The organism is Actinokineospora sp., assembly GCF_052390155.1.
GTDB lineage: Bacteria > Actinomycetota > Actinomycetes > Mycobacteriales > Pseudonocardiaceae > Actinokineospora.
Genome location: NZ_JBQTHF010000003.1, coordinates 1 through 26,762, shown reverse-complemented (window position 1 = coordinate 26,762; position 26,762 = coordinate 1). Strand labels below are relative to the sequence as shown.

22 protein-coding genes are annotated in these 26,762 nt (G+C 72.1%); 11 read left to right on the top strand and 11 right to left on the bottom strand.

Going from position 1 to position 26,762, the window contains the following annotated elements:
* Positions 1-13 precede the first annotated feature (13 nt).
* Complete coding sequence (locus ACT4N7_RS01420; RefSeq protein ID WP_444826696.1) at positions 14-1,957, top strand: ABC transporter ATP-binding protein; 1,944 nt, start codon at positions 14-16, stop codon at positions 1,955-1,957.
* Here ACT4N7_RS01420 and ACT4N7_RS01415 read toward each other — a convergent pair.
* From ACT4N7_RS01415 to ACT4N7_RS01405, 3 genes are all read right to left on the bottom strand, one after another.
* The gene (locus ACT4N7_RS01415; RefSeq protein ID WP_444826695.1) at positions 1,939-2,337 is read right to left on the bottom strand and encodes a methyltransferase domain-containing protein; all 399 of its coding nucleotides are present in this window, start codon (positions 2,335-2,337) and stop codon (positions 1,939-1,941) included. The two genes, ACT4N7_RS01420 and ACT4N7_RS01415, sit on opposite strands and share 19 nt — an antisense overlap.
* Before the next feature lie 364 nt (positions 2,338-2,701).
* A complete protein-coding gene (locus tag ACT4N7_RS01410) occupies positions 2,702-3,745 on the bottom strand; it encodes a zinc-dependent alcohol dehydrogenase family protein (RefSeq protein ID WP_444826694.1) in 1,044 nt (347 codons plus the stop codon).
* Between the two features lie 79 nt (positions 3,746-3,824).
* Entirely contained in the window at positions 3,825-4,286 is a 462-nt protein-coding gene (locus ACT4N7_RS01405) for a hypothetical protein (RefSeq protein ID WP_444826693.1), read from the bottom strand.
* A gap of 27 nt (positions 4,287-4,313) precedes the next feature.
* Between ACT4N7_RS01405 and ACT4N7_RS01400 the strand changes: the two genes are divergently transcribed.
* The 3 genes from ACT4N7_RS01400 to ACT4N7_RS01390 all read left to right on the top strand — a co-directional run bounded on the left by ACT4N7_RS01400 (position 4,314) and on the right by ACT4N7_RS01390 (position 5,491).
* Positions 4,314-4,436 carry a hypothetical protein gene (locus ACT4N7_RS01400; protein WP_444826692.1) on the top strand — a complete coding sequence of 41 codons (123 nt, stop codon included), beginning with the start codon at positions 4,314-4,316 and terminating at the stop codon, positions 4,434-4,436.
* 2 nt (positions 4,437-4,438) lie between these two features.
* Positions 4,439-5,248: a PmoA family protein gene (locus ACT4N7_RS01395; protein WP_444826691.1), complete on the top strand. Its 810-nt coding sequence runs from the start codon at positions 4,439-4,441 to the stop codon at positions 5,246-5,248.
* Positions 5,249-5,371: 123 nt separating this feature from the next.
* Positions 5,372-5,491, top strand: coding sequence for a DUF6893 family small protein (locus ACT4N7_RS01390; protein WP_444826690.1), 120 nt, complete (start codon positions 5,372-5,374; stop codon positions 5,489-5,491).
* A gap of 161 nt (positions 5,492-5,652) precedes the next feature.
* Here ACT4N7_RS01390 and ACT4N7_RS01385 read toward each other — a convergent pair whose 3' ends face one another.
* On the bottom strand, positions 5,653-6,222 hold the full coding sequence (locus ACT4N7_RS01385) for a PadR family transcriptional regulator (protein ID WP_444826689.1): 570 nt from the start codon (positions 6,220-6,222) through the stop codon (positions 5,653-5,655).
* Positions 6,223-6,284: 62 nt separating this feature from the next.
* Between ACT4N7_RS01385 and ACT4N7_RS01380 the strand changes: the two genes are divergently transcribed.
* From ACT4N7_RS01380 to ACT4N7_RS01370, 3 genes are read left to right on the top strand one after another with little or no spacing between them, the layout of a single operon-like run.
* Complete coding sequence (locus ACT4N7_RS01380) at positions 6,285-8,492, top strand: MMPL family transporter (RefSeq protein ID WP_444826688.1); 2,208 nt, start codon at positions 6,285-6,287, stop codon at positions 8,490-8,492.
* 43 nt (positions 8,493-8,535) lie between these two features.
* On the top strand, positions 8,536-9,186 hold the full coding sequence (locus tag ACT4N7_RS01375; protein ID WP_444826687.1) for a class I SAM-dependent methyltransferase: 651 nt from the start codon (positions 8,536-8,538) through the stop codon (positions 9,184-9,186).
* Positions 9,186-9,977 (top strand): class I SAM-dependent methyltransferase, encoded by a 792-nt coding sequence (locus tag ACT4N7_RS01370; protein ID WP_444826686.1) that lies wholly within the window; start codon positions 9,186-9,188, stop codon positions 9,975-9,977. The genes ACT4N7_RS01375 and ACT4N7_RS01370 overlap by 1 nt, the downstream gene beginning before the upstream one ends.
* On the opposite strand, the gene ACT4N7_RS01365 is transcribed toward ACT4N7_RS01370, so the two are convergent.
* Both ACT4N7_RS01365 and ACT4N7_RS01360 read right to left on the bottom strand, forming a co-directional pair.
* Positions 9,964-10,557: a TetR/AcrR family transcriptional regulator gene (locus ACT4N7_RS01365; RefSeq protein ID WP_444826685.1), complete on the bottom strand. Its 594-nt coding sequence runs from the start codon at positions 10,555-10,557 to the stop codon at positions 9,964-9,966. The genes ACT4N7_RS01370 and ACT4N7_RS01365 overlap by 14 nt on opposite strands.
* A gap of 5 nt (positions 10,558-10,562) precedes the next feature.
* The gene (locus tag ACT4N7_RS01360; RefSeq protein WP_444826684.1) at positions 10,563-11,531 is read right to left on the bottom strand and encodes an NAD-dependent epimerase/dehydratase family protein; all 969 of its coding nucleotides are present in this window, start codon (positions 11,529-11,531) and stop codon (positions 10,563-10,565) included.
* A gap of 209 nt (positions 11,532-11,740) precedes the next feature.
* Here ACT4N7_RS01360 and ACT4N7_RS01355 point away from each other — a divergent pair, with 209 nt between their 5' ends.
* The gene (locus ACT4N7_RS01355) at positions 11,741-12,598 is read left to right on the top strand and encodes a PaaX family transcriptional regulator (protein ID WP_444826683.1); all 858 of its coding nucleotides are present in this window, start codon (positions 11,741-11,743) and stop codon (positions 12,596-12,598) included.
* A gap of 108 nt (positions 12,599-12,706) precedes the next feature.
* On the opposite strand, the gene ACT4N7_RS01350 is transcribed toward ACT4N7_RS01355, so the two are convergent.
* The 3 genes from ACT4N7_RS01350 to boxC form a co-directional block, all read right to left on the bottom strand.
* Positions 12,707-14,227 (bottom strand): benzoate-CoA ligase family protein, encoded by a 1,521-nt coding sequence (locus tag ACT4N7_RS01350; protein WP_444826682.1) that lies wholly within the window; start codon positions 14,225-14,227, stop codon positions 12,707-12,709.
* Positions 14,228-14,295: 68 nt separating this feature from the next.
* Positions 14,296-15,717 carry a benzoyl-CoA 2,3-epoxidase subunit BoxB gene (gene boxB, locus ACT4N7_RS01345; RefSeq protein WP_444826681.1) on the bottom strand — a complete coding sequence of 474 codons (1,422 nt, stop codon included), beginning with the start codon at positions 15,715-15,717 and terminating at the stop codon, positions 14,296-14,298.
* A 5-nt stretch (positions 15,718-15,722) separates the two neighbouring features.
* A complete protein-coding gene (gene boxC, locus ACT4N7_RS01340; RefSeq protein ID WP_444826680.1) occupies positions 15,723-17,405 on the bottom strand; it encodes a 2,3-epoxybenzoyl-CoA dihydrolase in 1,683 nt (560 codons plus the stop codon).
* 236 nt (positions 17,406-17,641) lie between these two features.
* Here boxC and ACT4N7_RS01335 point away from each other — a divergent pair, with 236 nt between their 5' ends.
* Complete coding sequence (locus ACT4N7_RS01335) at positions 17,642-19,855, top strand: terpene synthase family protein (RefSeq protein WP_444826679.1); 2,214 nt, start codon at positions 17,642-17,644, stop codon at positions 19,853-19,855.
* A 51-nt stretch (positions 19,856-19,906) separates the two neighbouring features.
* Here the strand turns inward: ACT4N7_RS01335 and ACT4N7_RS01330 are convergent, their stop codons facing one another.
* Together ACT4N7_RS01330 and ACT4N7_RS01325 are read right to left on the bottom strand one after the other, a co-directional pair.
* Positions 19,907-20,314, bottom strand: a complete 408-nt coding sequence (locus tag ACT4N7_RS01330; protein WP_444826678.1) for a hypothetical protein — start codon at positions 20,312-20,314, stop codon at positions 19,907-19,909.
* Between the two features lie 81 nt (positions 20,315-20,395).
* Complete coding sequence (locus ACT4N7_RS01325) at positions 20,396-23,605, bottom strand: BTAD domain-containing putative transcriptional regulator (RefSeq protein WP_444826677.1); 3,210 nt, start codon at positions 23,603-23,605, stop codon at positions 20,396-20,398.
* 269 nt (positions 23,606-23,874) lie between these two features.
* Between ACT4N7_RS01325 and lanKC the strand changes: the two genes are divergently transcribed.
* On the top strand, positions 23,875-26,487 hold the full coding sequence (lanKC, locus tag ACT4N7_RS01320; protein WP_444826676.1) for a class III lanthionine synthetase LanKC: 2,613 nt from the start codon (positions 23,875-23,877) through the stop codon (positions 26,485-26,487).
* Positions 26,488-26,515: 28 nt separating this feature from the next.
* Complete coding sequence (locus tag ACT4N7_RS01315) at positions 26,516-26,662, top strand: SapB/AmfS family lanthipeptide (protein ID WP_444826675.1); 147 nt, start codon at positions 26,516-26,518, stop codon at positions 26,660-26,662.
* The last annotated feature ends 100 nt before the right edge of the window (positions 26,663-26,762 follow it).

Sequence of the window (26,762 nt, the reverse complement as noted above, 5' to 3'; positions counted from 1 at the left end):
GTAAAACAAGAGAGTGACCGCTGAGCAGGAGCCGTTGATCGGCGTGGAGAACGTCGCCATGCCGTCGTGGGCGAAGATCGATGAGCGGGTCGCCACCGCCGGGTTCGGCCAGGCGGTGCGCACGCTGCCCACCGCGGTGGCCGTGGTGCTGCGCTTGGCCTGGCGAACCTCGCGGCGGCTGACGCTGCTCGCCGGGCTGGTGCACGTGGCGTCCGGCTGCGTCACCGCGTTCGGCCTGCTGGCCACCGCCGACGTGTTCACCGCGCTGCTCCAGCAGGGCCCCACCCCGGCGCGGGTGGCCGAGTCGCTGCCCGCGATCGCGCTCGTGGTCGCCTCGTACGCGGTGCGCGCGCTGTTGGACACCGCGGTCGCGTCGGTCGAGGGCATGCTGCGCCCGATGGTCACCACGGCGGCCGACGACGAGGTGACCGCGGCCGTGGTCCGGGTCGAGTTGCTCGCCTTCGAGGACGCCGATTTCCGTGAGCTGGCACGGCAGGGCGCGCGGCACGGGGTGCGCTCGATCGAGAACAGCCTGCGCCAGATCGCGGACCTGGTCTCGGCGGGCATCTCGGTGGTCGCGGCGATGGTGATCGCCGCGGTGCTCAACCCGTGGCTCGCGCCGGTGCTGCTGCTCGCCGCCGCGGCGGACGGCTGGGCGGCCGCGCGGGTGGCGCGGCTGAACTACCAGCACTTCCTGGACACGGTCACCCGCAACATCCGCAAGTCGGTGGTCGAGGAGGCCGCCACCTGGCGCGTGCTCGCGCTGGAGCGGCACGCGCTCACCCTGCAGCCGCGGCTGCTCGCCGAGTACCGGCGGGTCGCGGCCAGCCTCACGCACGACCAGATCCGGCTCGCGCACCGCAGCAACCTGGTGCGGCTGACCGGGCGGGCGGCCGCGGGCGCGGGCACCGCGGCGGCCTACGTCGTGCTCGGCGCACTGCTCTACACCGGGGCGATGGAACTCGCGCTCGCGGGCACCGCGGTGCTGGCCATGCGCACCGCGTCGAGCGCCCTGTCCACCGCGACGCGCGCGGTGAACCTGCTCTACGAGGACTCCTTCTACATCGACTACTACAACAAGCTGCTCGCCGAGTCCGCGCTGCGCACGCCGCCGGAGTCCGCGGTCAGCGCGCCAGAGGACCCGGCCGAGATCCGGCTGGAGCACGTGTCGTTCAGCTATCCCGGGCAGCGAACCCCCGCGCTGCACGACATCGACGTCACCATCCGGCGCGGCGAGGTGGTCGCGCTGGTCGGTGAGAACGGGTCCGGCAAGACCACCCTCGGCAAGCTGCTCACCGGCCTCTACCCGCCGAGCGCGGGCCGGGTCTGCTGGGACGGGATCGACCTGGCCACCGCCGATCCGCACTCGGTGCACCGCAACATCGCCGTCATAGCCCAGGAACCGGCCGAGTGGCCGATGACCGCCGGGCACAACATCACCGTCGGCAGGCTGGGGCGCGACGACCCCGACGGCGCGGCGTGGGCGGGCGCGATCGCCAAGTCCGGGGCCGACGAGGTGCTGGACTCGTTGCCGCTGCGGGAGAAGACCCTGCTGTCCAAACAGTTCAACGACGGCCAGGACCTCTCCGGCGGGCAGTGGCAGCGGATGGGCATCGCCCGCGGGATCTACCGGGACGCCGCCGTGCTGGTCGCCGACGAGCCGACCGCGGCGCTGGACGCCAAGGCCGAGGCCCGGGTGTTCGCCGGGCTCCAGCACGCCGCGGACGGCCGGGATGGCCGCCGCCGCACCACCGTGCTGGTCACCCACCGGCTGGCCAACATCCGCAACGCCGACCGGATCCTGGTGCTGGTCAAGGGCAGGATCGCCGAACAGGGCACCCACGACGAACTCATCGCGCGCCGCGGCCGCTACCACGAGTTGTTCGAGATCCAGGCGTCCGCGTACCGCGACTCCAGTCGGCCGCCGCGAACCCCCGATCAGGCCCGGCAGGCGTAGACGCCGTTCTTCGGCCGCGGCGAGGCCAACACCTCGACCAGCCGAGCCCAGCGGCGGTGAGCATCCGGTGGGCCACCTCGGCGCCCCACATCGCCGCAGCACCTCGGCCTGCGCGCGCTTGTCGCGCACCGAGTCGAACGCCAGGATGACGTCGGGTCGGCGGGCGGCGCCGCAGCGCCGCTCAGGGCGAACTCGGCGTTGTCGAGGCCGCACCGGACCCGCTCGGCGTCGGCCGTCGCGATCGCCCGCTCGTCGACGTCCACACCGACAAACCGCGACGCGGGAAACGCCCGCGCCGCAACGGTGACCGCGTGCCCGGTAACGCAGCCGAGGTCGAGCACCCGCGCGCCCGCGGCCAGGGTGCCGGTCAGCTCGGGCACGGCCCCGAGAAAGCCGTCGACCAGGTGCTGGTCGTGGACCCGCCGCCAGGTGTCCCCCGCCTTCGCGCCCCACGGCCGCGAAGTGCGGGGCGAAGTCCGCGTGCGGCACCCCGCCGCCGTCGGCGAAACACCACTCCAACTCCGGCAGCACGCCGCCGAACGCCCGGAGCATGGCCGTCATCGGCGCGACGTTCGCCGCCCGGCCTGCCAACTCCGCGCTGGTAGCCAGGCCCGCGTCGGCAGCGTCGAACAGGCGCGGCCGGTAGCCGACGCCCGGCAGCAGGGTCGTGGCCCGCCGGTCAGCGTGGCGGCCATGTGGTCGGCGAACGCGCCCGGCTGTCGTCGTCCATCGCGGGCGCCCCGGCTAGAGTTCGATCACGGTGACACCTGCCCGCGCGGGCACCGGATCGTTCATCCGCGCCAGCGCGGCGGGCACGTCGGTCAGGCCGATCCGCGCGCCCACCAGCCTGCCGAGGTCCATTTCGGACTCTTCGACCAGGCGCAGCAGCGCCGGGTACTCGTGCGCCTGGAGTCCGTGGGTGCCGAGCAGTTGCAGCTCGTTCGCGATCACCAGGTGCATCGGGATCGGCGGGACGCCCTGCGCGGGCGGCATCAGGCCGACCTGCACGTGCCTGCCCCGCTTGCGCAGGCTCGCCACCGAGGACGCGCACACGGCCGGATGCCCGACGCAGTCCAGGGACAGGTGTGCCCCGCCGCCGGTCAGCGCACGCACGGCCGCGGCGACGTCGGCGGTGCCCGCGGCGTCGATGACGGCGGCCGCGCCCAGCTTCTCGGCCAGTGCCAACGCGTCCGGCGCGAGGTCGATCGCGACCACCCGCGCGCCCGCGGCCACCGCGAGCATGATCGCCGACATCCCGGCGCCGCCGCAGCCGTGCACCGCCACCCACTGCCCGGCCCGCACCGCGCCCTGCCGCAGCACGGCCCGGTACGCCGTGCCGAACCGGCAGCCCAGCGCCGCCGCGGTGACCGAGTCGAGGGAATCGGGCAGTGCCACCAGATTCACGTCGGCGTGGTCGAGCGCCACCAGGTCGGCGAACGAACCCCAGTGCGTTGCGCCCGGCTGGAACTGGCGGTCGCAGACCTGCTGGTTGCCGCTCGCGCACTGCGGGCAGCTCCCGCACGCGCAGACGAACGGCACGGTGACCCGGTCGCCCGCGCGCCACCGCCGCACCCCCGCGCCGACCGCGACGACCCGCCCGGCCAACTCGTGCCCCGCGACGTGCGGCAGCACCACGTGCGTGTCGTGGCCCTGCCACGCGTGCCAGTCGCTGCGGCAGAGCCCGGTTGCCTCGACCGCGACGACGACACCGTCCGGGCCGGGCACCGGGTCGTCGACCTCGCGCACCCGGGGAAGTACGCCGAACTCCTCGAACACAACCGCGCGCACACCGCGCTCCTCTCCTCGGCGACCGAGATCACCCGCCAGGCCGGCGCCGGTCGGACAGCCCGGCAGACGTTCCGGTCCGTCAGTCCACCGGCCTGCCGTGCCGCAGGTCGATCACGTGTCGGTGCCCATCTTCGCCGATGACCAGTTCCGCCGCCCCGAACGGCAGCCGGACGAGCGGGTTGTCCAGGTGCAACGCCTCGACCGGGAGCCCGTCGGCGCCGAGGTCGGCCGGTCGGCCGTCCACAAGGAACGGTTCGGTCCAGTCCAGCGCGAGCGCGACGCCGTGCCGGGTCCGGTACGCCACCGAGTCGGCGCCGAACTCGGGGTCACCGAGCGCGGCGACGAAGGCGGCGAACGTGCCGTCGCGGGCCGCGTCGCCCACCACGCACACCCAGGCGGTGCCGCGACCGGCGGCGCGGAACTCCTGGAACGCCGTGCCACCCGCGCGCACCAGGCGGGCGCCGCCTTCGGTCGCCAGCGCGACGTACCCGGTGCCGCGGCGGGCCGCCAGCCACGACCCCACCGCGGTCCATTCGTCCACAGTGGACAATGGTAGCTGCGCGCGGCGGTGGACCAGGCAGGCTACCGCGGCCCGATCGAGGTGGAGATCTTCAACCAGCGGATCTGGGACACCCCGGGCGACGAGGTGCTCGCCCTGCTCGCCGCCCGCTACCGCGAACACGTGCTGTGACAGTGGATTCGGTCAGCCTGCGGCACGCCGGGCGCGAACTGCTGCGGTACGTCTTCGCGCCGGACACCCCGGCGGCGGGCTCGCCCCGGCCGTACGCCCACGAGGTGCGCACCCTCGGCGGCGCGCCGGTCACGGGCCACCGCCCGGCCGACCACCCCTGGCACACCGGCATCAGCGTCGCGGTCGCGCACGCGGGCGAGGTCAACCTCTGGGGCGGACCGACCTATGTGGACGGTTCGGGCTACGTCGACCGGGACGACCACGGCGTGATCCGGCACGACCGGTGGGCCAGCCCGCCGAGCGACACCGAGATCGCCGAGGAGTTGACCTGGCTGGACCCGGGCGGGCGGGAACTGGCCGTGGAACGGCGAACCCTGCGGATCGACCGGGTCGACGAGGCGGCGGGCCACTGGGTGGTGCTGCGCTTCGCGCTGCGACTGCGCAACACCTCGGGAGCGCCGCTGGCGCTGGGCAGCCCGGCCACCCGCGGCAGAGCGGGCGCCGGGTACGGCGGGCTGTTCTGGCGCGGCGCCGAGTCCTTCGTGGACGGTGCGGCGCACACGCCGGACGGCGTCGCGGTCAACGGCGCGCCCGCGCCGTGGCTGGCCTTCACCGACGCCGCGGCCACCGCAACGGTGGTGTTCCTGCCCGACCCGGTCGCGGCCGAGCCGTGGTTCGTGCGCACCGCGGAGTACCCCGGGGTGTGCGCCGCGCTCGCCTTCGACCGCCCGCTCGACCTGGCACCGGACGCCGAGTCGGCGCGGGACTACCGAATCGTGATCGCGGACGGCCGCCCGGGCAAGCGGCCCTGACGCCGGACCGTTCCCGAACCGGCATCGCGCCGGGGCGCCCGACTTGATCTGGTGTGCGACAATGTGAGGTACGTGTTTCGGCGTGCGCGGACATGCCGACGACGAGTTACCGAAGGGCCAGTCATGGACGTCCTCGGCTACATCTTCTTGGGACTCTTGGGCATCGGTGTCATCGCCATACTCTTGGTCTTGCTGGCATCGCTGTCGGACATCCGGCGCTACCTGCGGATGTCCCGGATGTGAGGTCCGTCGGCTCGCCCGACGGACGACTTTCGCCCCTAGTACCAGTGTTCGTCGTTGCGGTATCAGGACTTCGAACTGTCCGAACGGGACGGGGCGCCGCACAGCCGGTCGGCTGTCGGTCGCCCCGTCCTTGTTCGCGTCCACAGTGGACAACCTGGCGCTCAGCCCGCTTCGGCCTCCTGGTCTTCTTCCACCGCAAGCAGTTCCCGCACCTCGTCGGTCCACGCGATCGTCGCCTCGGCCTTGAGCACACCGTAGCGCGCGGCGGCCCGGCCGAACGCGCGCGACCGGGTCGGCCCCTTGGCGTCGAGGTGCTCGACCACGCCGGTCAGCTCCGCGTGCAGCTTCTCGGCCTCCGCCCGACACTGCCGTAGCTGATCGGCCAGCCTGCCCGGGTCCATGTACGCGCCGAAGAACGTCTTGAGTGCCACCGTGTCCTGGGTGCGCTGCCGCGCGCGCGCCACGGGCTCGTCGAGCCAGGCCCGCAGGGCGGCCAGGCCCGCCGTCGTGGGCTCGTACACCCGCTTGTCCGGGTAGCGGTCCTGCTGGACGGTCGTGCCCGTGACCCAGCCGAGCCCTTCGAGGCGGGTCAGCTCGCTGTAGAGCTGGGTGCGGCTGATCGGCCAGAAGTGCCGCACCGACCGGTCGGCGAACGCCGCCGTGTCGTAGCCCGAGCCCGGCTGCTTGGCGAGCAGACCCAGCACGACGTAGGTGGACGAAGGGGGTGTCATTGGCCGAATCTTAGTCTAGTTCACTCTGGACTAATACTTATCGGACTAGTACGTTCCGGTACATGTTCGCCTTCCTCGGTCGTCTCGCCTTCCGTCGCCGCTGGTCTGTCCTGGCAGGCACGGCCCTGTTCCTCGTCTGCGCCGCCATCGCGGGCGTCTCCGTCTTCGGGGCGGTGAAATCCGGTGGCTTCGACGACCCCGAGGCCGAGTCCGCCAAGGCGGGCGTGCTGCTCGCCGACCGCTTCGACGCGGGCAGCCCGGATCTCGTCGTGCTGGCCCGCGTCGCCGAGGGGGTGGACGCCCCCACGGTTGCCGCGAGCGGGCGCGAGCTGACCGACCGGCTCACGGCCGAACCCGGCGTCGAGCGGGTGGTGTCCTACTGGCGATCCGGCGATCCGGGGCTGCGCGCCGCCGACGGCCGCAAGGCGCTGCTGCTGGTCGGGCTGGCGGGCACCGAGGAGGAACTCGAAGTCGTCGCCGCCCGGCTGGTGGCCGACTACAGCGGGTCGAAGGCGGGCCCCGGTCTCGACGTCGTCATCGGCGGGCCCGCCGCGCTGGGCAACGAACTCGGCGAGACGATCGGCGCCGACCTCGGCCGGGCCGAGGCGATCGCGATCCCGATCACGCTGGTGTTGCTGCTGCTGGTCTTCGGCAGTGTGATCGCGGCGCTGCTCCCGCTCGCGGTCGGCGTCATCGCGATCTTCGGCACGTTCCTCGCGCTGTTCCTGATCACGCTCACCGCCGACGTGTCGGTGTTCGCGATCAACCTGGCTACCGCGCTCGGCCTGGGCCTGGCGATCGACTACAGCCTGCTGATCGTCTCCCGGTTCCGCGAAGAGTTGGGCAAGGGGCTCGACACCGAGGCCGCGGTCGCGCGCACCCTGCAGACCGCGGGCCGGACGGTCGCGTTCAGCGCGGTCACGGTGGCCATCTCGCTGTCCGCGCTGCTGATCTTCCCGCTGTACTTCCTGCGCTCGTTCGCCTACGCGGGCATCGCCGTGGTGGCCATCGCGGCGGGCACAGCCGTGCTCACCCTGCCCGCGCTGCTGGCCGTGCTGGGCAGGCGGGTGGACCGGTTCGCGGTCGGCCGCAAACGGGCGAAAGCCAGTGCCGACAACGGCTTCTGGCACCGCGTGGCGCACACGGTGATGCGCAGGCCGGTGCTCACCGGCGCCCCCGTGGCGCTGTTGCTGGCCGTGCTGGCGGTGCCGTTCCTCGGGGTGAACTTCGGCCTGCCCGACGACCGCGACCTGCCCGCGTCCTCGGTCGCGCGGACGGTCGGCGACAGCATCCGCGCCGACTTCGGCGGCGGGTCCGCCAGGGCGTTCCCCGTGGTGGTCCCGAACGCCTCGCCAGCGCAGACCACCGAGGCCGCCGTGCGGATCTCCGCGGTGCCCGAGGTGAGCCGCGTCGACACCGTCACGGGCACCTTCGCCAAGGGCGTCAAGGTGGCCGACCCGAACCCGCGCTCGGCCCGCTTCGGCGACCCGGGCGGCGCGTACCTGGAGGTCTCCAGCGACGTCGAGCCGGTGTCCGCCGCGGGCGAGGACCTGATCGCCAGGCTGCGGGCGCTGGACGTCGGGGTGCCGATCCTGGTGGCCGGACCGGCCGCCGACCTGGTCGACTCCAAGGACGCCATCTTCGGGCTGGTCCCGCTCGCGCTCGGGATCGTCGCGCTGGCCACGTTCGTACTGCTGTTTCTGATGACCGGCAGCGTGCTGGTGCCGATCAAGGCCATCGTGCTCAACATCCTGAGCCTCGGCGCCACCTTCGGCGCCATGGTCTGGGTCTTCCAGAACGGCCGCGGCGCCGACCTGCTCGGCTTCACCACGACCGGGGCGCTGAACACCACGATCCCGATCCTGATGTTCTGCATCGCCTTCGGGCTCTCGATGGACTACGAGGTGTTCCTGCTGTCACGGATCAAGGAGTACCACGACCAGACCGGCGACACCGCGACCGCCGTGGCCACCGGCCTGCAGCAGACCGGGCGGATCATGACGGCGGCCGCGGGCGTGCTGGCGGTGACCTTCCTGGCGTTCGCCACCTCGCAGGTGACGTTCATCAAGCTGATGGGCCTCGGGCTTACCCTCGCGATCCTGCTCGACGCCACCCTGGTCCGCGGCGTCCTGGTGCCCGCCTTCATGCGGCTCGCGGGCGAGGCGAACTGGTGGGCACCCGCCCCGCTGCGGCGCCTGCACCAGCGGTTCGGGCTCGCCGAGGAGGGCCCGCGGGTGCAGCCGCCGCCGGAGAAGGTGCTGACCCGGTGACCGGGGCGGGCGGGCCGCCGATCGCGGCGGGGATGATGGGCGCATGGCACTCCGCGACAGCATGCTCGCAGGTCTCGCCAGGCAGCTAGGCCATCCGCGCGGCCTCGCGGGCCGGGGCGTCGGCGTCCTGCGCAACCGCGCCAACGGCGCCACCGTCCGCGCGGCGGTCGACGCGCCTGCTCCCGCGCCTGGTCAGGTCGTCGCCGACATCGGCTTCGGCGGCGGGGTGAGCCTGCCGCCGCTGCTCGACCGGGTCGGCCCCAGTGGCCGCGTGCACGCGGTGGACATCTCGCGGACGATGCTCGACCGGGCCCGGCGGCGGCACCGGCGCGAGGCCGCCGCCGGTCGGCTGGTGCCGCACGAGGCGTCGATGGCGGACCTGCCGTTCGCCGACGGGTCGATCGACGGGGCCATGACGGTCAACACCGTCTACTTCGTCCCCGACGACGACCTCGCCGGGCAGGCACGGATGTCGTCCCCGACCGGACGGCTGGTGCTCGGCTTCGGCGATCCGGTGGCGATGGCCCGGGAGCCGGTCACCGCGCGCGGGTTCCGAATCCGCCCGGTGGCCGCACTGATGGCGGCGCTCGCCGCCGCGGGCCTGACGGTCATCGATCACCGGCGGGTGGGCCCGGGTGCGGCGGCCACCCACCTGCTCGTCGCCCAGCCCACTCGCGCACGCGAGGAGGGGTGATGAGCGAGTCGACGCCCACCACGGCGGGAGTCCACGGGCCCGCGTGGGGTGCGCGGGCGGCGATCGCGGCTCGGCTGTACTCCGGGATCTCGTGGCCGGTCTGGCGGGCGGTCGCGGCGGACACGGGCATCGGCGTCGGCACGCGGGTGCTCGATGTCGGCTGCGGCGCGGGCGAGTTCTGTCGACTGGCCGCCGACCGGGGCGCCGTGGTGAGCGGCATCGACGCCGCCGAGGGCGCCGTCGAGGTGGCCCGTCAGCTCGTCCCGGACGCCGACATCCGGGTCGGCGCGATGGAAAGCCTGCCGTGGGACGCCGGGACCTTCGACGTCGTCACCGGGTTCCACGCCTTCCACTTCGCCGCCGACCTGGTCGCCGCCCTCGCCGAGGCCAAGCGCGTCGCGCGGCCGGGTGGGCTGGTGGCGATCTGCAACTGGGGCCGCCGCGCGGACCGCGAGCTGCTCGCGATCGGCGACCGGCTGCGCGAACTGGAGCCGCCCGGCCCGCGCGCGAGTCCGTCCGCCCTCGGGGAGCCGGGCGCGCTGGAGGATCTGGCCCGCCGGGCGGGACTCGTCGTCCGCTCGGCTCGCGAGGTCGACATGCCCTACCCGCCCGCCGACCGGGAGACGCTGGTCGAGGGCATGATGGCGGCGGGCAGCACCGCCGCGGCAGTCGAGCACTCGGGCGAGGACGCGGTGCGAGCGGCGATCACCGAGGCCGCCGAGCCCTATCGGCTCGCCGACGGCTCCTACCGGTTCGAGAACAAGTCCAGGGTGGTCATCACCGTGGCGTAGCCGTCAGGTACGGCCGCAGGAGGATGAGCACATGGCGTTCCGCCTCGGCCAGCGGAACCGTGGACTGGTAGGCCCGACACAGCGCCATCGCCCCTTCCACGCTGCTCAGGATGAACATCGCCAGGCCGGCCGCGTCGTCGCCGGGCACCCCGTACGCGGTGAGCCCGCGGGTGATCGAGGCGAGCCACGTGTCGTAGGTGGCGCGACAGGCAGCGGTGAGCGGCGCGGAGTCCGGGACCGAGTCGAGCGTGATGGTGGTGATCGGGCAGCCCTCGCGGTAGTCGGAGGACTCCAACGACGTCGCGAGCTGCCGGGCCACGGCCTGGACCCACTCCCCCGGGCTGTCGGTGGCCGCGAACGCCGCTGTGATCAGGCCGTCGAACTCGGCTGCCGACTCGGTCACCGCCTCGACCGCGACCTGCTCCTTGCCGCCGGGGAACAGGAAGTACAGCGATCCCCGCGGCGCACCGCTGCGCTCGACGATCTGCGCCAGGCCGGTGCCCTGATAACCCTGTCTGCACAACAGAACCCGGGCACTGTCGAGGATCTGCCGACGCGACTGCGACCGCGGTCTCGGCATCGCCGTCAGCCGCGCAGCTCGGCGAACCCGGCCGTGCGGGTGCGCACGGGCGCGTACCCCAGTTCCGTGCGGGCCTTCGTGGTGTCGATGGTGCATTCCTTGCTGGACAACCACAGGCTCATGTAGTCGACCGGCGGCGCGCCCTTGAGCCGCAGGCCCCGCCACACCGCCTCGCCGACGCCCGCCGCCACCTTGGCCACGCCCGCGGGCACCGAGCGGGTGGGCGCGGTGACGTCCTGGGTGGCCAGCAGCTCGGTGATGAACTCGCGGAAGACGACCGGCTCGCCGTCGGTGACGAAGTAGACCTCGCCCGGGCGGCCGCGCTCCGCGGCAAGACACAGGCCCTCGATCACGTTGTCGATGTGCGTGGTGTCGATCAGGTGGCGCCCGTCGCCGATCCAGGCGAACCGCCCGGCCGCCACGGTGGCGAGGAGTTCGGGCAGCACCGTGGTGTCCCCCGCGCCCCACACGAACCGGGGCCGCAGCACGATCGTCTCGAACTCGGCGCTGTTGGCCGCGAGCACGAACTGCTCGGCGGCGGCCTTGGAGGAGGCGTAGTGGGCGGGCGAGTCGGGCCGAAGCGCGGCGGTCTCGTCCACGCCGACCAGCGCCTGGCCCGCCATCAGCGCGGCCTCGGTGCCCACGTGCACCAGCCTGCGCACGCCCGCCTCGCGGGTGGCGCGCACGACGTTGGCCGTGCCGTCGACGTTGTCGGCCCAGAACGCGGCCCGGCTGCCGCCGCGGGTGGTGCGCGCGGCGCAGTGGAAGGCCAGGTCGCTGCCCTGGGCCGCGGTCCGCAGACTGGCGACATCGTCCATGTCGCCGCGGACGGCGACCGCACCGAGCGCGCCGACCCGCGCGGCGGCGGTGTCGCTGCGGGCCAGCGCCCGCACCGTGTGACCGTCCGCGACCAGCCGCGCGATCAGCCTGCCGCCCACGAACCCCGAGCCGCCGGTCACGAAGACCACGCTCATCCAGACCTCCATAAGTATGTTGACTGACATAGTATCAACCGGAGATCCCCGTTTGCGCAACCCCAATTCACTTCCTACGTAAACAGCGATCGACGTCAGATTGATGTCGTTGGTTTCTGGATGGGGACCTTCGCCCCAGCAACGAAAGGTACGATGGTCCGGTCGATGTAGGACAGGATGTTCACCACTGGCGAGGTTGGTGGAGCAGGATGGCGAGCGGTGGCGCACCCCGGCCGACGGTCAGCAGGCGGCGCGAGGTCAGCGGCGCGAGCGCCCGGTCGCTGCTGATGACCGTGCTCGGCGAGTACGTCCTGCCCCGCGACCGGCCGGTGTGGACCGCCACCCTGGTCGACACCCTCGCGTTCTTCGACGTCGAGGAGAAGTCCGCCCGCCAGGCGCTGGCCCGCACCGCCGCCGAGGGCTGGCTGGTGTCCGAACGGGTCGGCCGCCGGGTCCGGTGGTCGCTCACGGCGCCCGGCAGGCGCCTGCTCACCGAAGGGGCGCGGCGAATCTACGAGTTCGGCCGCGACCACGGCGACTGGGACGGCCGGTGGCTGATGGTGCTGCTCACCGTGCCGGAGTCCCAACGCGACCTCCGGCACCGGGTGCGGACCCGGCTCACCTGGGCGGGCCTGGGCTCCCCCGCACCCGGCGTGTGGATCGGCCCCGACACCGGCAGACAGGCCGACGTCGAGGCGATCATCGCGGAACTCGACATCGGTGGGCCGGTGCTGTCGTTCCTCGCGGAGTACGGCCGGATCGGCGACGAGGCCGCGATGATCGGCCGGGCGTGGGACCTCACCGAACTCGAAGCCCACTACGAACAGTTCATCGACAAGTTCACCGGCCTGCGCCCCCAGCCAGGACAGGCCACCCTGCACGCGCAGACCAGGCTCGTGCACGAGTGGCGCCGATTTCCCTTCCTCGACCCGCAACTACCCACGCGCCTGCTCCCCGCGACCTGGAGCGGCGCCAAGGCCGCCGACCTGTTCCGCGCCCAGCACACCGCGTGGACCGTGGCCGCACTGTCCTATTGGGACAGTCTGGCCGCGGCGGAAGCGGCGTAGACCGGCCCGCGAGCGGGCTTCAGTGTGGACAGCCTCGGCACGTGCGCTCGACCACGGTCTCGCCATCGCGTACGCAGGCGTCTTTCCTTGCGTGTCAACGAAGTACCGTCAGGAGTCGGCCGCGGCCCTGGCGATCTCGCGCAGCACGTTGCGCCGGATCTTCCCGGTCGCGGTCTTGGGCAGTTCGGCGAGCTGCACCACGGCCCGCGGCCGCTTGAACGCCGCCAGGGTCTCGCGGCACCACTGGATCAGCTCGTCGGCGTCGACGCGCTCGCCCGGCATCGCCACCACGCACGCCACCGGCTTGTCCAGGTCGTCGGAGTCCGGCACGCCGACCACGACCGCCTCGGCGACCTTGGGGTGTTGCAGCAGCCGCTCCTCGACCTCGCTCGGCGTCACCCAGATGCCGCCCGCCTTGAGCATGTCGCCGAAACGACCCAGGCAGGTGTAGGTCCCGTCGTCGTTGCGCACGTAGGTGTCGCCGGTCCGCATCCACTCGCCGAGGAACACGCGGCGCGACACCGCCGCGCGACACCAGTAGCCCACCGCCGCGCTCTCGCCGCGCACGTACAACTCGCCTGCCTGGCCGACCGCGTCGATCACCGCGCCTCGGTCGTCGCGGATCTCGACGTCGTAGCCGGGCACCGGGACGCCGGAGGACGCGGGCCGCACGGCGCCGGGGCGGTTGGACACGAAGATGTGCAGCATCTCGGTGGAACCGATGCCGTCGAGCACCTCCACGCCGAACTGCTCGCGCATGCCGTGGACCATGCGCGCGGGCAGCGCCTCGCCCGCCGACACGCCCAACCGCACCGAGGCCAGCGACTCGGCGGGGATCGACGCGGCCAGCAGCGGCCCCCAGAAACTGGGCATGCCGTAGAGCAGCGTCGCGCCTTCGCGCCGCGCCCGGTCGGCGATCAACCGCGGCGTCGGGCGGGCCGGTTCGAGCAGCGCGGTCGCGCCGACCGAGAGCGGGAAGAACATCGAATTGCCGATGCCGTAGGCGAAGAAGAGCTTCGCGACCGACAGGCACCGGTCGTCCGGGCCGATGCCGAGCACTCCCCCGCCGTAGCTCTCCGCGACCACCTGGATGTCGACGTGCCGGTGCATCGCCGCCTTCGGCGTCCCGGTGGTGCCCGAGGTGTAGAGCCACAGCGCCGGCGAGTCCGCCCAGGTCGGGTACTCGGGCGCGGGCTCGACCGCCGACCGCAGCCGCGCCCAGTCGTCGGTCAGCACGACGTGCTCGACCTCGGGCGCGGCACCGGCCGCGGCCCGCACGGTGTCGGCGAACGCGGACGAGCCGAGCAGCACCCGGCCGCGGGCGTCGACCAGCAGCCTGGTCAGCTCCGGGGCGGTCAGCATGGTCGAGACGGGGACGGCGATGGCGCCCATGTACATCGTGGCCAGGATCGCGGTGAACAGCTCCACGTCGTCAGTCATGCACATCAGGACGCGCTCTTCCGGGCGCACCCCGAGCGCGTGCAGACCTGCCGCGACGAGCCGAATCTCGAACGCGAGCTGGGCGTAGGTCAGCTCGGTGGTCGGGGTGACCACGGCGATCCGGTCACCCCGGCCCGCGCGCACCTGCCGGTCCACGAGGTAGTCGGCGGCGTTGAACGGCGGGGACACCGTCGGCACTGAAGTCGTCGGCACTGAAGTTGTCGGCACTGACGAGGGCAGGGACATCGCGCACCGCCTCAGGCGAGATGGACGTAGTCGAAGTCGAACGGGCGGCCGTTGATCCCCGCGGTCGGCGGAGCCACCCAGCTCGCGATCTTGCCGCGTTCGTACACCGGACGCATCAGCGAGCGGACGAAAGCCAGGTCCTCGCTGGTCGGCAGCCACTTCCCGCGGCCCGCGAGCCAGGTCGCCTCGTCCACGATCGTGCCGTCGGGGGTGATGTGGAAGCCCGCGTTGACCCCGACCGCCCGGTTGAAACCCGGGTGCGGCAGGGCGAACCGGAAGCCGATCCCGGCGTCGTCGAGGATCTTGTTCCAGCGCTTCACCCCGGTGCGGCAGTCGGCGATGTACTCGTCGCGCAGGTCCAGGTTCAGCGCCAGCAGGGTCTGCGACTCGTCGCTGCCCCAGGTGCCGTCGTCGTTGGGCCGCTCCAGGACGGTGCTGTCCTCGGTGAGCCGGTGGTCGTCCTCGCGGCGGGTCTCCTGCCAGCGGCCCTTGAGCCCGGCGGTGTAGTAGTTGGCCGCGTTGGTCGAGGTCTCGCCGCCGAACAGGTCGAGCGAGACGGTGTAGTGGAAGTTGATGTACTTCTGGACGATGTCGAGCGGGATGCCGCCGTGCGGGCCGATGTCGACGGTGTCGTGTTCCCGCGTCAGGTCGGCGCTGCGCCGCACCACGCGGTCGACACCGGTGGTGCCGACGAACATGTGGTGCGCCTCCTCCTTGAGCATGAACTCGCACGTGCGCGACAGCGGGTCGAACGCCGACTCCTTGAGCGTGCCGAGCTGGTACTTGCCGTCCCGGTCGGTGAAGTAGGTGAACATGAAGAACGCCAACCAGTCCGCGGTCTCCTCGTTGAACGCGCCCAGGATGCGCGGCGCGTCCGGGCTGCCGGAATTGCGCAGCAGCAACCCTTCCGCCTCGTCGCGGCCCTCCTTGCCGAAGTACGCGTGCAGCAGGTACACCATCGCCCAGAGGTGCCTGCCCTCCTCCACGTTGACCTGGAACAGGTTGCGCAGGTCGTAGAGGCTCGGCGCGGTCAGGCCGAGCAGCTTCTGCTGCTCCACCGACGCGGGCTCGGTGTCGCCCTGGATGACGATCAGCCGCTGCAGGTCCGCCCGGTACTCGCCGGGCACCTGCTGCCACGCCGGGTCGCCCGCGTGCTCGCCGAAGCCGATCCTGCGATCGGGGTCGCGTTCGGCGAGGAAGATCCCCCACCGGTAGTCGGGCACGTTGACGTGGTCGAAGTGCGCCCACCCCGCTCGGCCGACCGCCACCGCCGTGCGCAGGTAGACCCCGTTCGTCGCCAGCGTGGGGCCCATCTCGCCCCACCAGTGCATGAACTTGGGCTGCCAACCCTCCAGCGCCCGCTGCAGCCGCCGGTCGGCGGCGAGGTCGACGTTGTTGGGAATCCGGGCATCGTAGTCGATCTTTTCCGGCATGGCGGCTACACCCGTTTCCGGTCGAAGACGGCTTTGCGGCCGGTCCCGTAGCGACGCAGCGCGCCGTCCGCGCCTGCCGCGTTCGACCGGGTGAAGATCCAGTTCTGCCAGGCGGTGAGCCTGCCGAATATCTTGGTCTCCACGGTCTCCGGGCCGACGAACCGGTGGTTGGCCTCCATGCCGGTGAGCGCGTCGGGGCTCAGCGCGGCCCGGCCCTGCACCACGATGCGGATCTCGTCGGCCCAGTCGAGATCGTCGGGCGCGCCGGTCACCAGGCCCAGTCCGTCCACTTCGGACGCCGCGAGTTCGCGGCCGATCTCCTTGCGCAGCGCGGCGACGTGCTCGTCGTCGCCGTAGAACCGGGAGTCCACACGGGACAGACCGTTGCCCATCGGGAACACGCCGAAGTTCGCCTCCGACAGCCACATCCCGGCCCGCTCGGCGCTGTCCTCGTCGTCGGGCGGCGGACCGTCCACCATGTACTGTCGATCGCACGCCAACGCCAGCTCCAGCAGCACCCCGGCGAAGCAACTGCCCGGCTCGATCAGCGCGATCAGGCTGCGGCTGGTCACGTCGAGCCGCTTGAGGGTGCGCTTGTAGTAGTGCGCGATCTCGTTGGCCAGCCAGTCCTCGCCCGCCGCGGCGAGCACCGACCGCTCGTGCGCCAGCACCCCGGCGGCGTCGCCCGCGGTGCGGATGAGCCAGGTACCCAGCTCGACCTCGTTGGTGCGCAACAACAGGATGAGGTCGTCGAGCTGCCGGGTGAGGGCGAGCAGCCAGCTCTCGGCGCCCCGCTCGTGCAGCTCGGCGGCGTTCGCGGGCGCCGCGTCCACCGGCCCGCGCACCGTGATCTCGACGGTGCCCGCCGCCCGGTCGAACACCGCGGCGACGTGATCGTAGGTGATGGCCGACTCGGTCACCGCGCGTCGCAACGGGGTCAGCTCCACGCCCGTGGCGTCCAGCGGCCTGCCGCTGGTCTCGGCGATCTCCTTCGCCCGACGGTGCACGGTCTCGGCGAACTCGCGGCGCGGGGCCAGTTCGTCCACCAGCCGCCACTCGACCGCGGTCTTGCCCTTGATGCCGTCCGGGCGGGTGGCGAAGATATCGGCACGGTCCTTGCGCACCCGGCGTTTGTCGACCAGGCGAGTCAGGCCGCCGGTGCCGGGCAGCACGCCGAGCAGCGGCACCTCGGGCAGCGCGACGGTCGAGGAGTTGTCGTCTATCAGGATGATCGTGTCGCAGGCCAGGGCCAGCTCGTAGCCGCCGCCCGCGCACGGCCCGTTGACCGCGGCGAGGTAGGTCTGGCCGGAGTTCGCGGTGGCGTCCTCCATGCCGTTGCGGGTCTCGTTGGTGAACTTGCAGAAGTTCACCTTCCACTCGTGCGCCGACGCGGCCAGCATTCGGATGTTCGCGCCCGCGCAGAAGACGGTGTCCTTCGCGCTGGTCAGCACGACCGTGCGGACGCCGGGGTGCTCGAAGCGCAGCCGCTGCGTCGCGTCGTAGAGCTCGATGTCGACGCCGAGGTCGTAGGAGTTCAGCTTCAGCTCGTAGCCGGGGACCAGGCCGCCCGCTTCGTCGACAGCCATCTCCAGCCACGCGACGGGACCGTCGACTCGCAGCCTCCAGTGCCGATAGGAGTCCGGGTGCCGGTCGAACGAGACGACCGGTGTCGAGCCGGGGGCCGTCATGTCGAACGCCTCCTGATCGTCGGCCGATGAGCGTCGGTCAGTGCGGACATTATCTACATTATGCCATCATCACGTCAACCTTATGTAGAACTACGCCGCTCGCTCCCCTCCCCGCTACCGAACCGGCCTGCGCGATTCACTCGATAGGGCGCGATGTCGCTCGACTGGGCGTTGCCGCCGCGCACGCCGGGCTGCGAACGTCGTTATCCCGGAGCACCCCGAGAGTAGGCAGGTCCATGCAGGCATTCACCTTGCCCGAGTTCTACGTGCCGTATCCGGCGAGGATCAACCCGAACCTGGAGCGCACCCGCGGCCACAGCGCCGCGTGGGCCAAGCGGATGGGCATGCTCGACGCGCCGAAGCCCGGCGGCGGCGTGGTGTGGGACGAGGCCGCGCTCGCGAAGATGGACTACGCGCTGATGTGCGCTTACACCCACCCGGACAGCTCCGGCGACATCCTCGACGTGATCACCGACTGGTACGTCTGGGTCTTCTTCTTCGACGACGACTTCCTCGAACAGTTCAAGTACTCCCGCGACCTCGTCGGGGCGCGGGCCTACCTGGACCGCCTCGAACTGTTCATGACCACCGACGACGAGACACCGCCCGAGCCCACGAACCCGGCCGAGGCCGGGCTGCGGGACCTGTGGGCGCGCACGGTGCCCGCGATGTCGCCCGCGTGGCGGCAGCGGTTCATCACCAGCACGCACAACCTGATGGTCGAGTCGATGTGGGAACTGGACAACATCGACAAGGGCCGGATCGCCAACCCGATCGAGTACGTGCAGATGCGGCGCCGGGTCGGCGGGGCGCCGTGGTCGGCGAACCTGGTCGAGTTCGCGGCGCGCGCGGAGATCCCGGACTCGATCGCCGGAGCCAGGCCGATGCGGGTCCTCTCCGACACCTTCTCCGACGCGGTGCACCTGCGCAACGACCTGTTCTCCTATCAGCGCGAGGTCGAGGAGGAGGGCGAGAACTCCAACGCGGTGCTGGTCTTCGAGAAGTTCCTGGGCTGCTCGACCCAGGAGGCCGCGGAGCTGGTCAACGACCTGCTGACCTCGCGCCTGCAGCAGTTCGAGAACACGGCGCTGACCGAGGTCCCCGAACTGCTCGTCCACCACGCGGTGCCCGCGCACGAGCAGCTCGACGTGGCGGCATACGTCAAGGGCCTGCAGGACTGGCAGTCCGGCGGCCACGAGTGGCACGCGCGGTCGAGCCGGTACATGAACGAGGGCGCCGCGACCGGGTACCGCGGCCCGACCGGCCTGGGCACGGCCGCGCTCAGCCCGACGAACCCGGGGCCGCGGCTGCGGTTGCGGCAGCACGCGCACATGCCGTTCGAGGCGGTGGGACACCTGCCGCTGCCCGAGTTCCACATGCCCTACCCGATCCGCACCAGCCCCCACCTGGACGACGCGCGGCGCACCGCGGTGGGCTGGGCGCAGCGGATGGGCATGTTCGACGCGGTGCCCGGGGTGCCGGGCAGCGGCGTGTGGGACGAGCGCCGCTTCGTCGCCTTCGACTTCGCGCACTGCGCGGCGATGATCCACGCCGACGCGAGCCCCGAACAGCTCGACCTGTCCTCGGACTGGCTGGCCTGGGGAACCTACGGCGACGACTACTTCCCGATCGTGTTCGGCGCGAAGCGCGACCTCGCCGCCGCGAAACTGTGCAACGAGCGGCTGAGCACGTTCATGCCGCTCGACGCCGGGCCGGTCCCGCCGCCGACGAACCCGATCGAGCGGGGGCTGGCCGACCTGTGGCAGCGCACCGCGGGCCCGATGTCGGACGCCGCCCGGCGCCAGTTCCGCACCGCGGTGGAGGACATGACGGCGAGCTGGCTGTGGGAGCTGGCCAACCAGACCCAGAACCGGGTGCCCGACCCGATCGACTACATCGAGATGCGGCGCAAGACCTTCGGGTCGGACCTGACGATCGGTCTCGCTCGGCTCGCGCACTCCGACGTCGTGCCCGAACGGCTCTACCAGACCCGCGTGCTGCGGGAGCTGGACACCGCCGCGCAGGACTACGCCTGCTTCACCAACGACCTGTTCTCCTACCAGAAGGAGATCGAGTTCGAGGGCGAGCTGCACAACATCGTGCTGGTGGTGGAGAACTTCCTGAACGTCGACCGGCTCACCGCCCGCGACATCGTCGCCGAGCTGATGACGGCCAGGATGCGTCAGTTCGACCAGATAGCCACCCACGACCTGCCCGCGATGCTCGACGAGCTGGCGGTCGAGGAACCGGTCCGCCGGGTCATCACCCGGCACGCCGAGGACCTCAAGGAGTGGATGTCGGGAATCCTGGAGTGGCACCGCAAGTGCGCGCGCTACACCGAGGCCGAGCTGCACCGGACCAGGAACCTGAGCGCGCCGACACTGTTCTCGCTGCTGCCCACCGGATTGGGCACCTCGGCGGTGCGGATCACGCACCCGGCGCGCGGGTGACCGCGTAGCCGGTCCGGCTGCCCGCTCGGGATTCGAGCGGGCAGCCGGGGTTCAGTACTGGTCGCCGCCGAAGAACATCTCCTCGATCTGGTCGGCGGTGCCCGCGAGCAGCGTCAGCGGGTCGACGAACTCGTGGATATCCAGCGACGACAGCGGCAGCGAATGCCGCAACACGACATGGTCGCCCATGATGGCCGCGCCGCAGGCGACCGAGGAGTGACCCACCTCCGACAACAGCGCACGCAGGTCGACGCCCGCCGCCAGCCCCACGGGCGAGGCGATCTGCACCCACTCGTGCCGCTCGTCGAGTACCTCCCTGGCCAGGATCACCACCTGCGTGCGCTCGTCCTCCTCGTCGTAGTGCTCGAAGCCGAACATGATGCGGATCTCGTCGCGCTGCTCGGAGATCACCTCGTACTGGTCTCGCACGTACTTCGCGAGATCACTCCACGTCGCCATGAGATCACCCTAGCGTGGCCGACACCCGCGACCTCCGACAACTCCAAAGTCCTTTCTGGACAGTCGAGTGTGGATAGTCGGTCAGCCGCGGCGGGGGGTGGGCAGTGGTCGCGGGGTGACGCCGATGTCGCGCATCCGCCGCTGGTAGATCTGATGGTAGCGGCGGGCCTCGCCCAGGCGGCCCGCCGCGAACATCATGTCGACCAGGCCGAGGTGGGCCTGTTCGTCGTAGGGGTCGTGGCCGAGCAGCCGCAGGGTGTAGCGCACCACCCCGTCCACGTCGTGCGCCGCCCGCAGCCGCGCGATCAGCACCCGCAGCAGCGCGATGTGGGTCGCCCGGACGTCTTCGGCCAGCGGCGATGACCAGTCCTGGTAGGGATCGTCTTCCAGGAAATCGCCGGTGTAGGCGCCCGCGGCGGCGGTCAGCCGCGCGATGGCGTCGTCGCGGTCGCGGCGGTGCGCGTCGAGCGCGTCCTCGGCGTAGCCCAGGAACTCCTCGACGTCGATGCGGACCTGGGTGGGGTCGAGCCAGACCACGTTGCCGTCGGTGGCCAGCGGCTCGGCCTCGGCCCGGAGCGGCTGCAGCACGTCGCGGACACCGGACAGGAGCACGGAGAGCCGGTTGCCGGAGCGGGCCGGGTCGACCTCCGGCCAGAGCAGCTCCATCAACTGGTCGCGCGGCACGGGCCTGCGCCGCGCGACGAGGATCTTCACCAGTTCGCGGGCCTTCTTCGACTGCCAGGTGGTCTTCGGCACCGCGCTGCCGTCGCGGGTCACCTGGAAGCCGCCGAGCGTGCGGATGGTCACCGCGGGCCCGGACCGGCTGAGCACCGCGAGCGGGCCCGCCGCCCGCCGCGACCCGACGTCGATCCCCAGGCCAAGCAGGGTCTCGGCGGCGAGCTGGGCGGCGATGTCCGGCGCGGCGGTGCCGACGCGGGCCGCCACGACCCTGGCCGCGGCCTCCTCCAGCCTGCACCCGGTCTCCTGCCAGATGTCGATCGCCTCGCCGAGCAGCGCGGAGTCGGCGACCGGGTCGCAGGAGGACAGCACGGTGAGCGTGAGCACCTCGGCGAGCCCGGGGTCGTCGCGTCTTCGCCGGGCGGCGGCACCCGCCAGGGCGGCGTCCGCGGCGGCCCGCCCGCGGTCGCCTTCGAGCAGCGCGACCCACCCCCGGGTCAGGTAGGCCGCGACCTCGCGCAGCCCCTCCCCCAGCGCCACCGCGCGCTCGGCGAGCGCGCGGGCGGCCACCAGGTCGTCGGCCGCCCGAATACGCGCGAGCCCGACCAGCGCGAAGCTCTGGCCCAGCACGTCGTGGCACGGCTCGGTCAGGGCGAGGGCCTCCTCGTAGGCCGCGTGCGCGCGAACCAACTGTCCCCGGACGCGGTAGAGGTCGCCGAGTCCGCACAGCGGCCACGCGAGGAACCGGGACCCGAGGCGCTGGAACAGGTCGACAGCCGTCTGCAGGTCGGCGAGCGCCTCGTCCAGCAGACCCAGGCGCACCAGGGCCCTGCCGCACGTCGTCGCGGCCTGGGCCAGCAGGAACGAGCTGTCGCACTGCTCGGCCAACCCGCGCATGGCGCGCGCCTCGGCCAGGGCCTGACGCGGCGAGCCCATGTCGAGCATGTGCACGGCGTGGCAGCCGCGGATCCACGCGGCCTGCACCTTGTCGTCGGCGGCCTCGGCGATGTGCAGGGCGGCGCGGCACTCGGCCTGTGCCTGCCTGCGGTCGGCGTCGGCCGAGGCCAGCATCGCCCGCGCCTGGTGCACCGCCGCCAGCGCCCGCGGCTGCCCGCCGAGCCGCGCGGCTGACTCGGCCCTGGCGATCATGACCCGGGCGCCGTCGACGTCGCCGGTCATCCGATGGGCGCTGGCCGCCATGGCCAGCATCCTGGTCTCCGCGGTGGTGTCCTCCTTGGCGAACCTGGTCCGGCCGAACACGGAAAGCACCTCGGTGAACTCGCCCTGGGTGAACGCGAGCAGGCCGACCCGCCAGGCGAGCGCGGGCTCCAGGTCGTCGTGGTCGCGGCCCGCCCGCCGGAAGCACTCCGTCGCCGCGGCCCACTGCCCGCGAACCTGCCGCGCCTGGCCGATGATCCGCTGTACGCGCGGGTCGTCGAGGTAGGTCTCCGGCAGCGCCGACGCCGCCAGCACCACGTCGACCTGGCCACTGTTCACCAGCGCCTCGCCGCGCTCGACCAGCAGCGCGACGCAGGCCGCGTGCGACTCGGCGGCCAGCAGGTGCCGGAGTCCCTCGGCGTGCGCGCCCCGCACGACGCACTCCCGAGCCGCGGTGACGTGCAGGGCCGCCCGGTCGGCGGCGGGCAGCACCGCCTCGTGGTCGAAGTAGTCGACCAGCGGGCCGATCATCGACCAGCGGACGAGACCGCCGGGGCCGCGCCGAACCAGCCCCCGGCGGGTCAGTTCGGTCAGCAGGCCGGACGCGCCCGCGATCCCGATCGCGTCCACCGTCCTCGACGTGACCGTGCCGAACACGGCCAGCCGCCGCAGCAGGTCCCGCGCCCAGGCGGGTTCGGAGCCGAGCACCTCTTCGGCCAGGTACCCGTGGAACCGCTCGCCTGGACCGGTCAAATGGTGCTCCAGCGCACTGAGCCGCTGATCAGGGTCGACGCCGCGCAGCATCTCGACGGCGCCGCACAGGGCCGCGGGCCACCCGCCGGTGCGCTCCCAGAGCCGGGCGGCCAGCGCGGGCGGTTCGTCGCCGATCGTCGCGCGCAGCAGGTCGGTGATCTCGGCCATGGTGAACGCCAGTTCGGGGGCGTGGATCTCGGAGACCAGGCCGCGCCCGCGCAGTCGGGCGAGGGAGAACGGCGGCTCGCGCCGGGACGCGAGCACGATGCGCAGCCGGTCGGGGGCCCGCGCGCACAGGTCGGCGACGACGTCCGCCACCGGGCTTTGTGGCACCACCGTCTGCAGATCGTCGACGACGAGGACGAGGTCGTCCGGCAGCGAGTGGCGCAGCCAGGCGACCATCGCCGCGGCACCCGCGCCGGGCTCGCCCGCGTGTGGGCGCAGGTGTGGGCGCAACACCTCGACGAGGCCGCGGACGAAGCCGGTCGCCTCCGCGTCGTGGTCCTCTGGCCGCATCCACGCGGTGGGCCGGTCGCGTGCCCACGACGCCACCGCCGTGGTCTTGCCCCAGCCCGCGGCGCCGATCACCACGCAGATCCGTTGGGACAGCGCGAGATCGAACAACTCGCGCAACGCGGGCCGCTCGACCCGGGGCAGTCCGTCCACGGATTCGGGAACTCCGTCGGCCCGTCCACCCGTCATCCATCCTCCTCCGCCTGGCACCGTTCTCCCGACCCCACAGAGGTAGTCGCAAAAGATGACCTTTCGTAAGCAAGTCAGCACGAATTGACATGTCGTTCACCCGTTGGGAGCAGGAAAAATGGGACTTTCTGTGCATCTTTTGGCCTAACCGCACCGTTTCGCGGCCGTTGACGGAATCAAACCCCGCCCTAAGCCGAAGCTAAGACCGCCGCGCTGGCCGCCGCTTAACGTGGTGCATCGGCGCAACGAGGCGACGGAGACGAGGCGGCGTGGACGACCGGTACGAAGCGTTCTGCATGGCGGATCCGTCGTTCTACGACGCGATGCACTCCGAACACACGGCAGGCACGTCGTTCGACACCGCGGCCCGTCCGCTGCCCGACGGGTGGCGGCGCAAGGACCAGGACGACTGGTTCACCTTCAGCTCCGGCCGCACCGGCCTGCCCGCCCAGGGCTGGAAGATCCACGCCTCGGCGACCCTGGCCAACGCCGACCGCGTGCTCGACGCGGTGTGGGACTACTGCGTCCCCCGCGGCATCCACTTCAAGTTCCTCCGCTCCCGCGACGCGCTCAACGCCCGGGTCTCCAAGTACGCCCCGCGTGGCTACAGCGGCAAGCTGGTCACCATCTACCCGGCCGACGACGCCGAGTGCGAGATGATCCTGCGTGAGCTGGGCGAACTGCTCGACGGCGAGCCGAACCCGTACATCCTCACGGATCTGCGCTGGGGCAAGGGTCCGCTGTATGTGCGCTACGGCGCGTTCGCCATGCGCTACACCGTCGACAACCACGGCGAACTGGTGCCCGCGATCGCCGACCCCGACGGGAACCTGGTGGCCGACCGCAGGGACCCGGTGTTCCACACCCCGGCCTGGGTCACCCTGCCCGACTTCCTCGCCCCGCAACTCGCCGCGCGCAACGCGGTCACCGTGGCCGACCTGCCCTACAAGATCGAGCGGGTGGTGCACTTCTCCAACGGCGGCGGGATCTACGTCGGCACGGACACCCGCACCGACAGGCAGGTGGTGCTCAAGGAGGGCCGCCCGCACGCCGGACTGGACGCCTGGGGCCACGACGCGGTCACACGGGTGGAGCGCGAGCACGAGATCCTGACCCGGCTCGCGGGCATCCCGGGCATTCCCGAGGTGTACGACCTGTTCTGGCTCGGCGAGCACCGGTTCATGGTGATGGAGTACGTCGAGGGCGAGGTGCTGAGCAAGTCGATCGTGCTGCGTTACCCGCTGATCGACCCGACCTCCGGCCCGGCCGAGGCGGCCGACTACAGCGCGTGGGCCCAGGACATCCACCGGCAGATCGAGGCCACGCTCACCGCTGTGCACGAAAATGGTGTGGTGTATGGGGATCTGCATCTGCTCAACGTCATGGTCCGGCCCGACGACACCATTGTGCTGCTCGACTTCGAGGTCGCCGCGCCGATCGAGGAGTCCGTGCGGCCGGGGCTGGCGCAGCAGGGTTTCGCCGCCCCGCGCAGCGTGACCGGCTTCGCCATGGACCGCTACGCGCTGGCCTGCCTGCGATTGGCCATGTTCCTGCCGATGACCAGCCTGATCTGGCTGCACCGGCCGAAAGCGGTGCAGTTCGCCGAGATCATCGCCGAGCACTTCCCGGTGGCGCCCGGATTCCTGGAGCGCGCGGTCGAGACGATCGTCCCGGCCGAGCACCGGGCCGAACCGAGCCCGCGGATCGAGCCGGACCCGGCCGACTGGCCGCGGCTGCGCGACGACCTGGTGCGCTCGATCGTTGCCAGCGCGACGCCCGAGCGCACCGACCGGCTCTTTCCCGGCGACATCGAGCAGTTCGCGATGGGCGGCCTCGGGTTGGCCTACGGCGCGGCGGGCGTGCTCTACGCCATCTCGGCCACCGGCGGCGGCCGGTACCCGGAGCTGGAGCAGTGGCTGGTGCGCCGGTCGCTCAACCCGGTCAGCGGAACCCGGCCCGGGCTCTACGACGGCCTGCACGGCGCCGCGTTCACCCTCGACCACCTCGGCTACCGGCAGGAGGCGCTCGACGCTGTCGACATCTGCCTGCGGGAGAGCTGGGAGTCGCTCGGCTCCGACCTGGGCGGCGGGCTCAGCGGCATCGGGCTCAACCTGCTGCACTTCGCCGACCGGACCGGCGAGCCCGCACTGCGCGTCGCGGGCCTGCGCGCGGCCGAACTCGTCGCCGAACGGCTCGACCTACCCGACGCCAACCCGGACGACCCCGAGCCGCAGATCAGCGGCGGGACCCAGCCCAACGCCGGGCTGCTGCGCGGCTGCGCGGGCCAGGTGATGCTGCTGCTGCGCGCCCACGACGAGACCGGCGACACCCGGTTCCTGGACCAGGCGGCCGTGGCACTGCGCCGCGACCTGCGCCGGACGGTCGTGCGGACCAACGGAACGCTAGAGGTCAACGAGGGCTGGCGGACCATGCCGTACCTCGCGGTCGGCAGCGTCGGCATCGGCGTCGCCATCGACGCCTACCTCGCGCGCAGGCCGGACGAGCAGTTCGCGACGGCGCTGACCCAGATCGAGCTGGCCTGCACGCTGCCCATGTACATCCTCCCGGGCCTGTTCACCGGCCGCGCGGGCATCCTGCTCTACCTCGCGGGCCGCACGCCCGACCCGGTCACCGACCCGACCGTGGCCACCCAGGTCCGCGGTCTCGCCTGGCACGCCCTGCCGTACGCCGACGGGATGGCCTTCCCCGGCACCGGCCTGCTGCGGCTCTCCACGGACCTCGCCACCGGCACCGCCGGTGTGCTGCTGGCCCTGGGCACCGCGCTGCACGACGAGCCGGTGCACGCACCGCTGCTCACCCCCGTCCGACGGCTCGCCGCGCCGGACCCCCAGACGCCCGCGCCAACCGGCGCGGGTCGGTAGATCCCCGATAGCTCGCCAAGGAGTACAGATGTCTCTTCTCGACCTGCAGGGCATGGAAGCCGCACCGCAGACCAACTCCGGCGGTAGCAGCCACAGCGGGCACAGCTGCCCCAGCAACCTGAGCCTGCTGCTGTGCGGCGGCACCAGTGGTCTGTCTGTGCTGGCCTGCCACTGACACCCATCGCGGGTGCGTGAACCGCGGCCCCGGACGACAGTCGTTCGTCCGGGGCCGCCGCCCAGCCAGTGTCCCCACAGGAGTACAAAGTGACGACGTT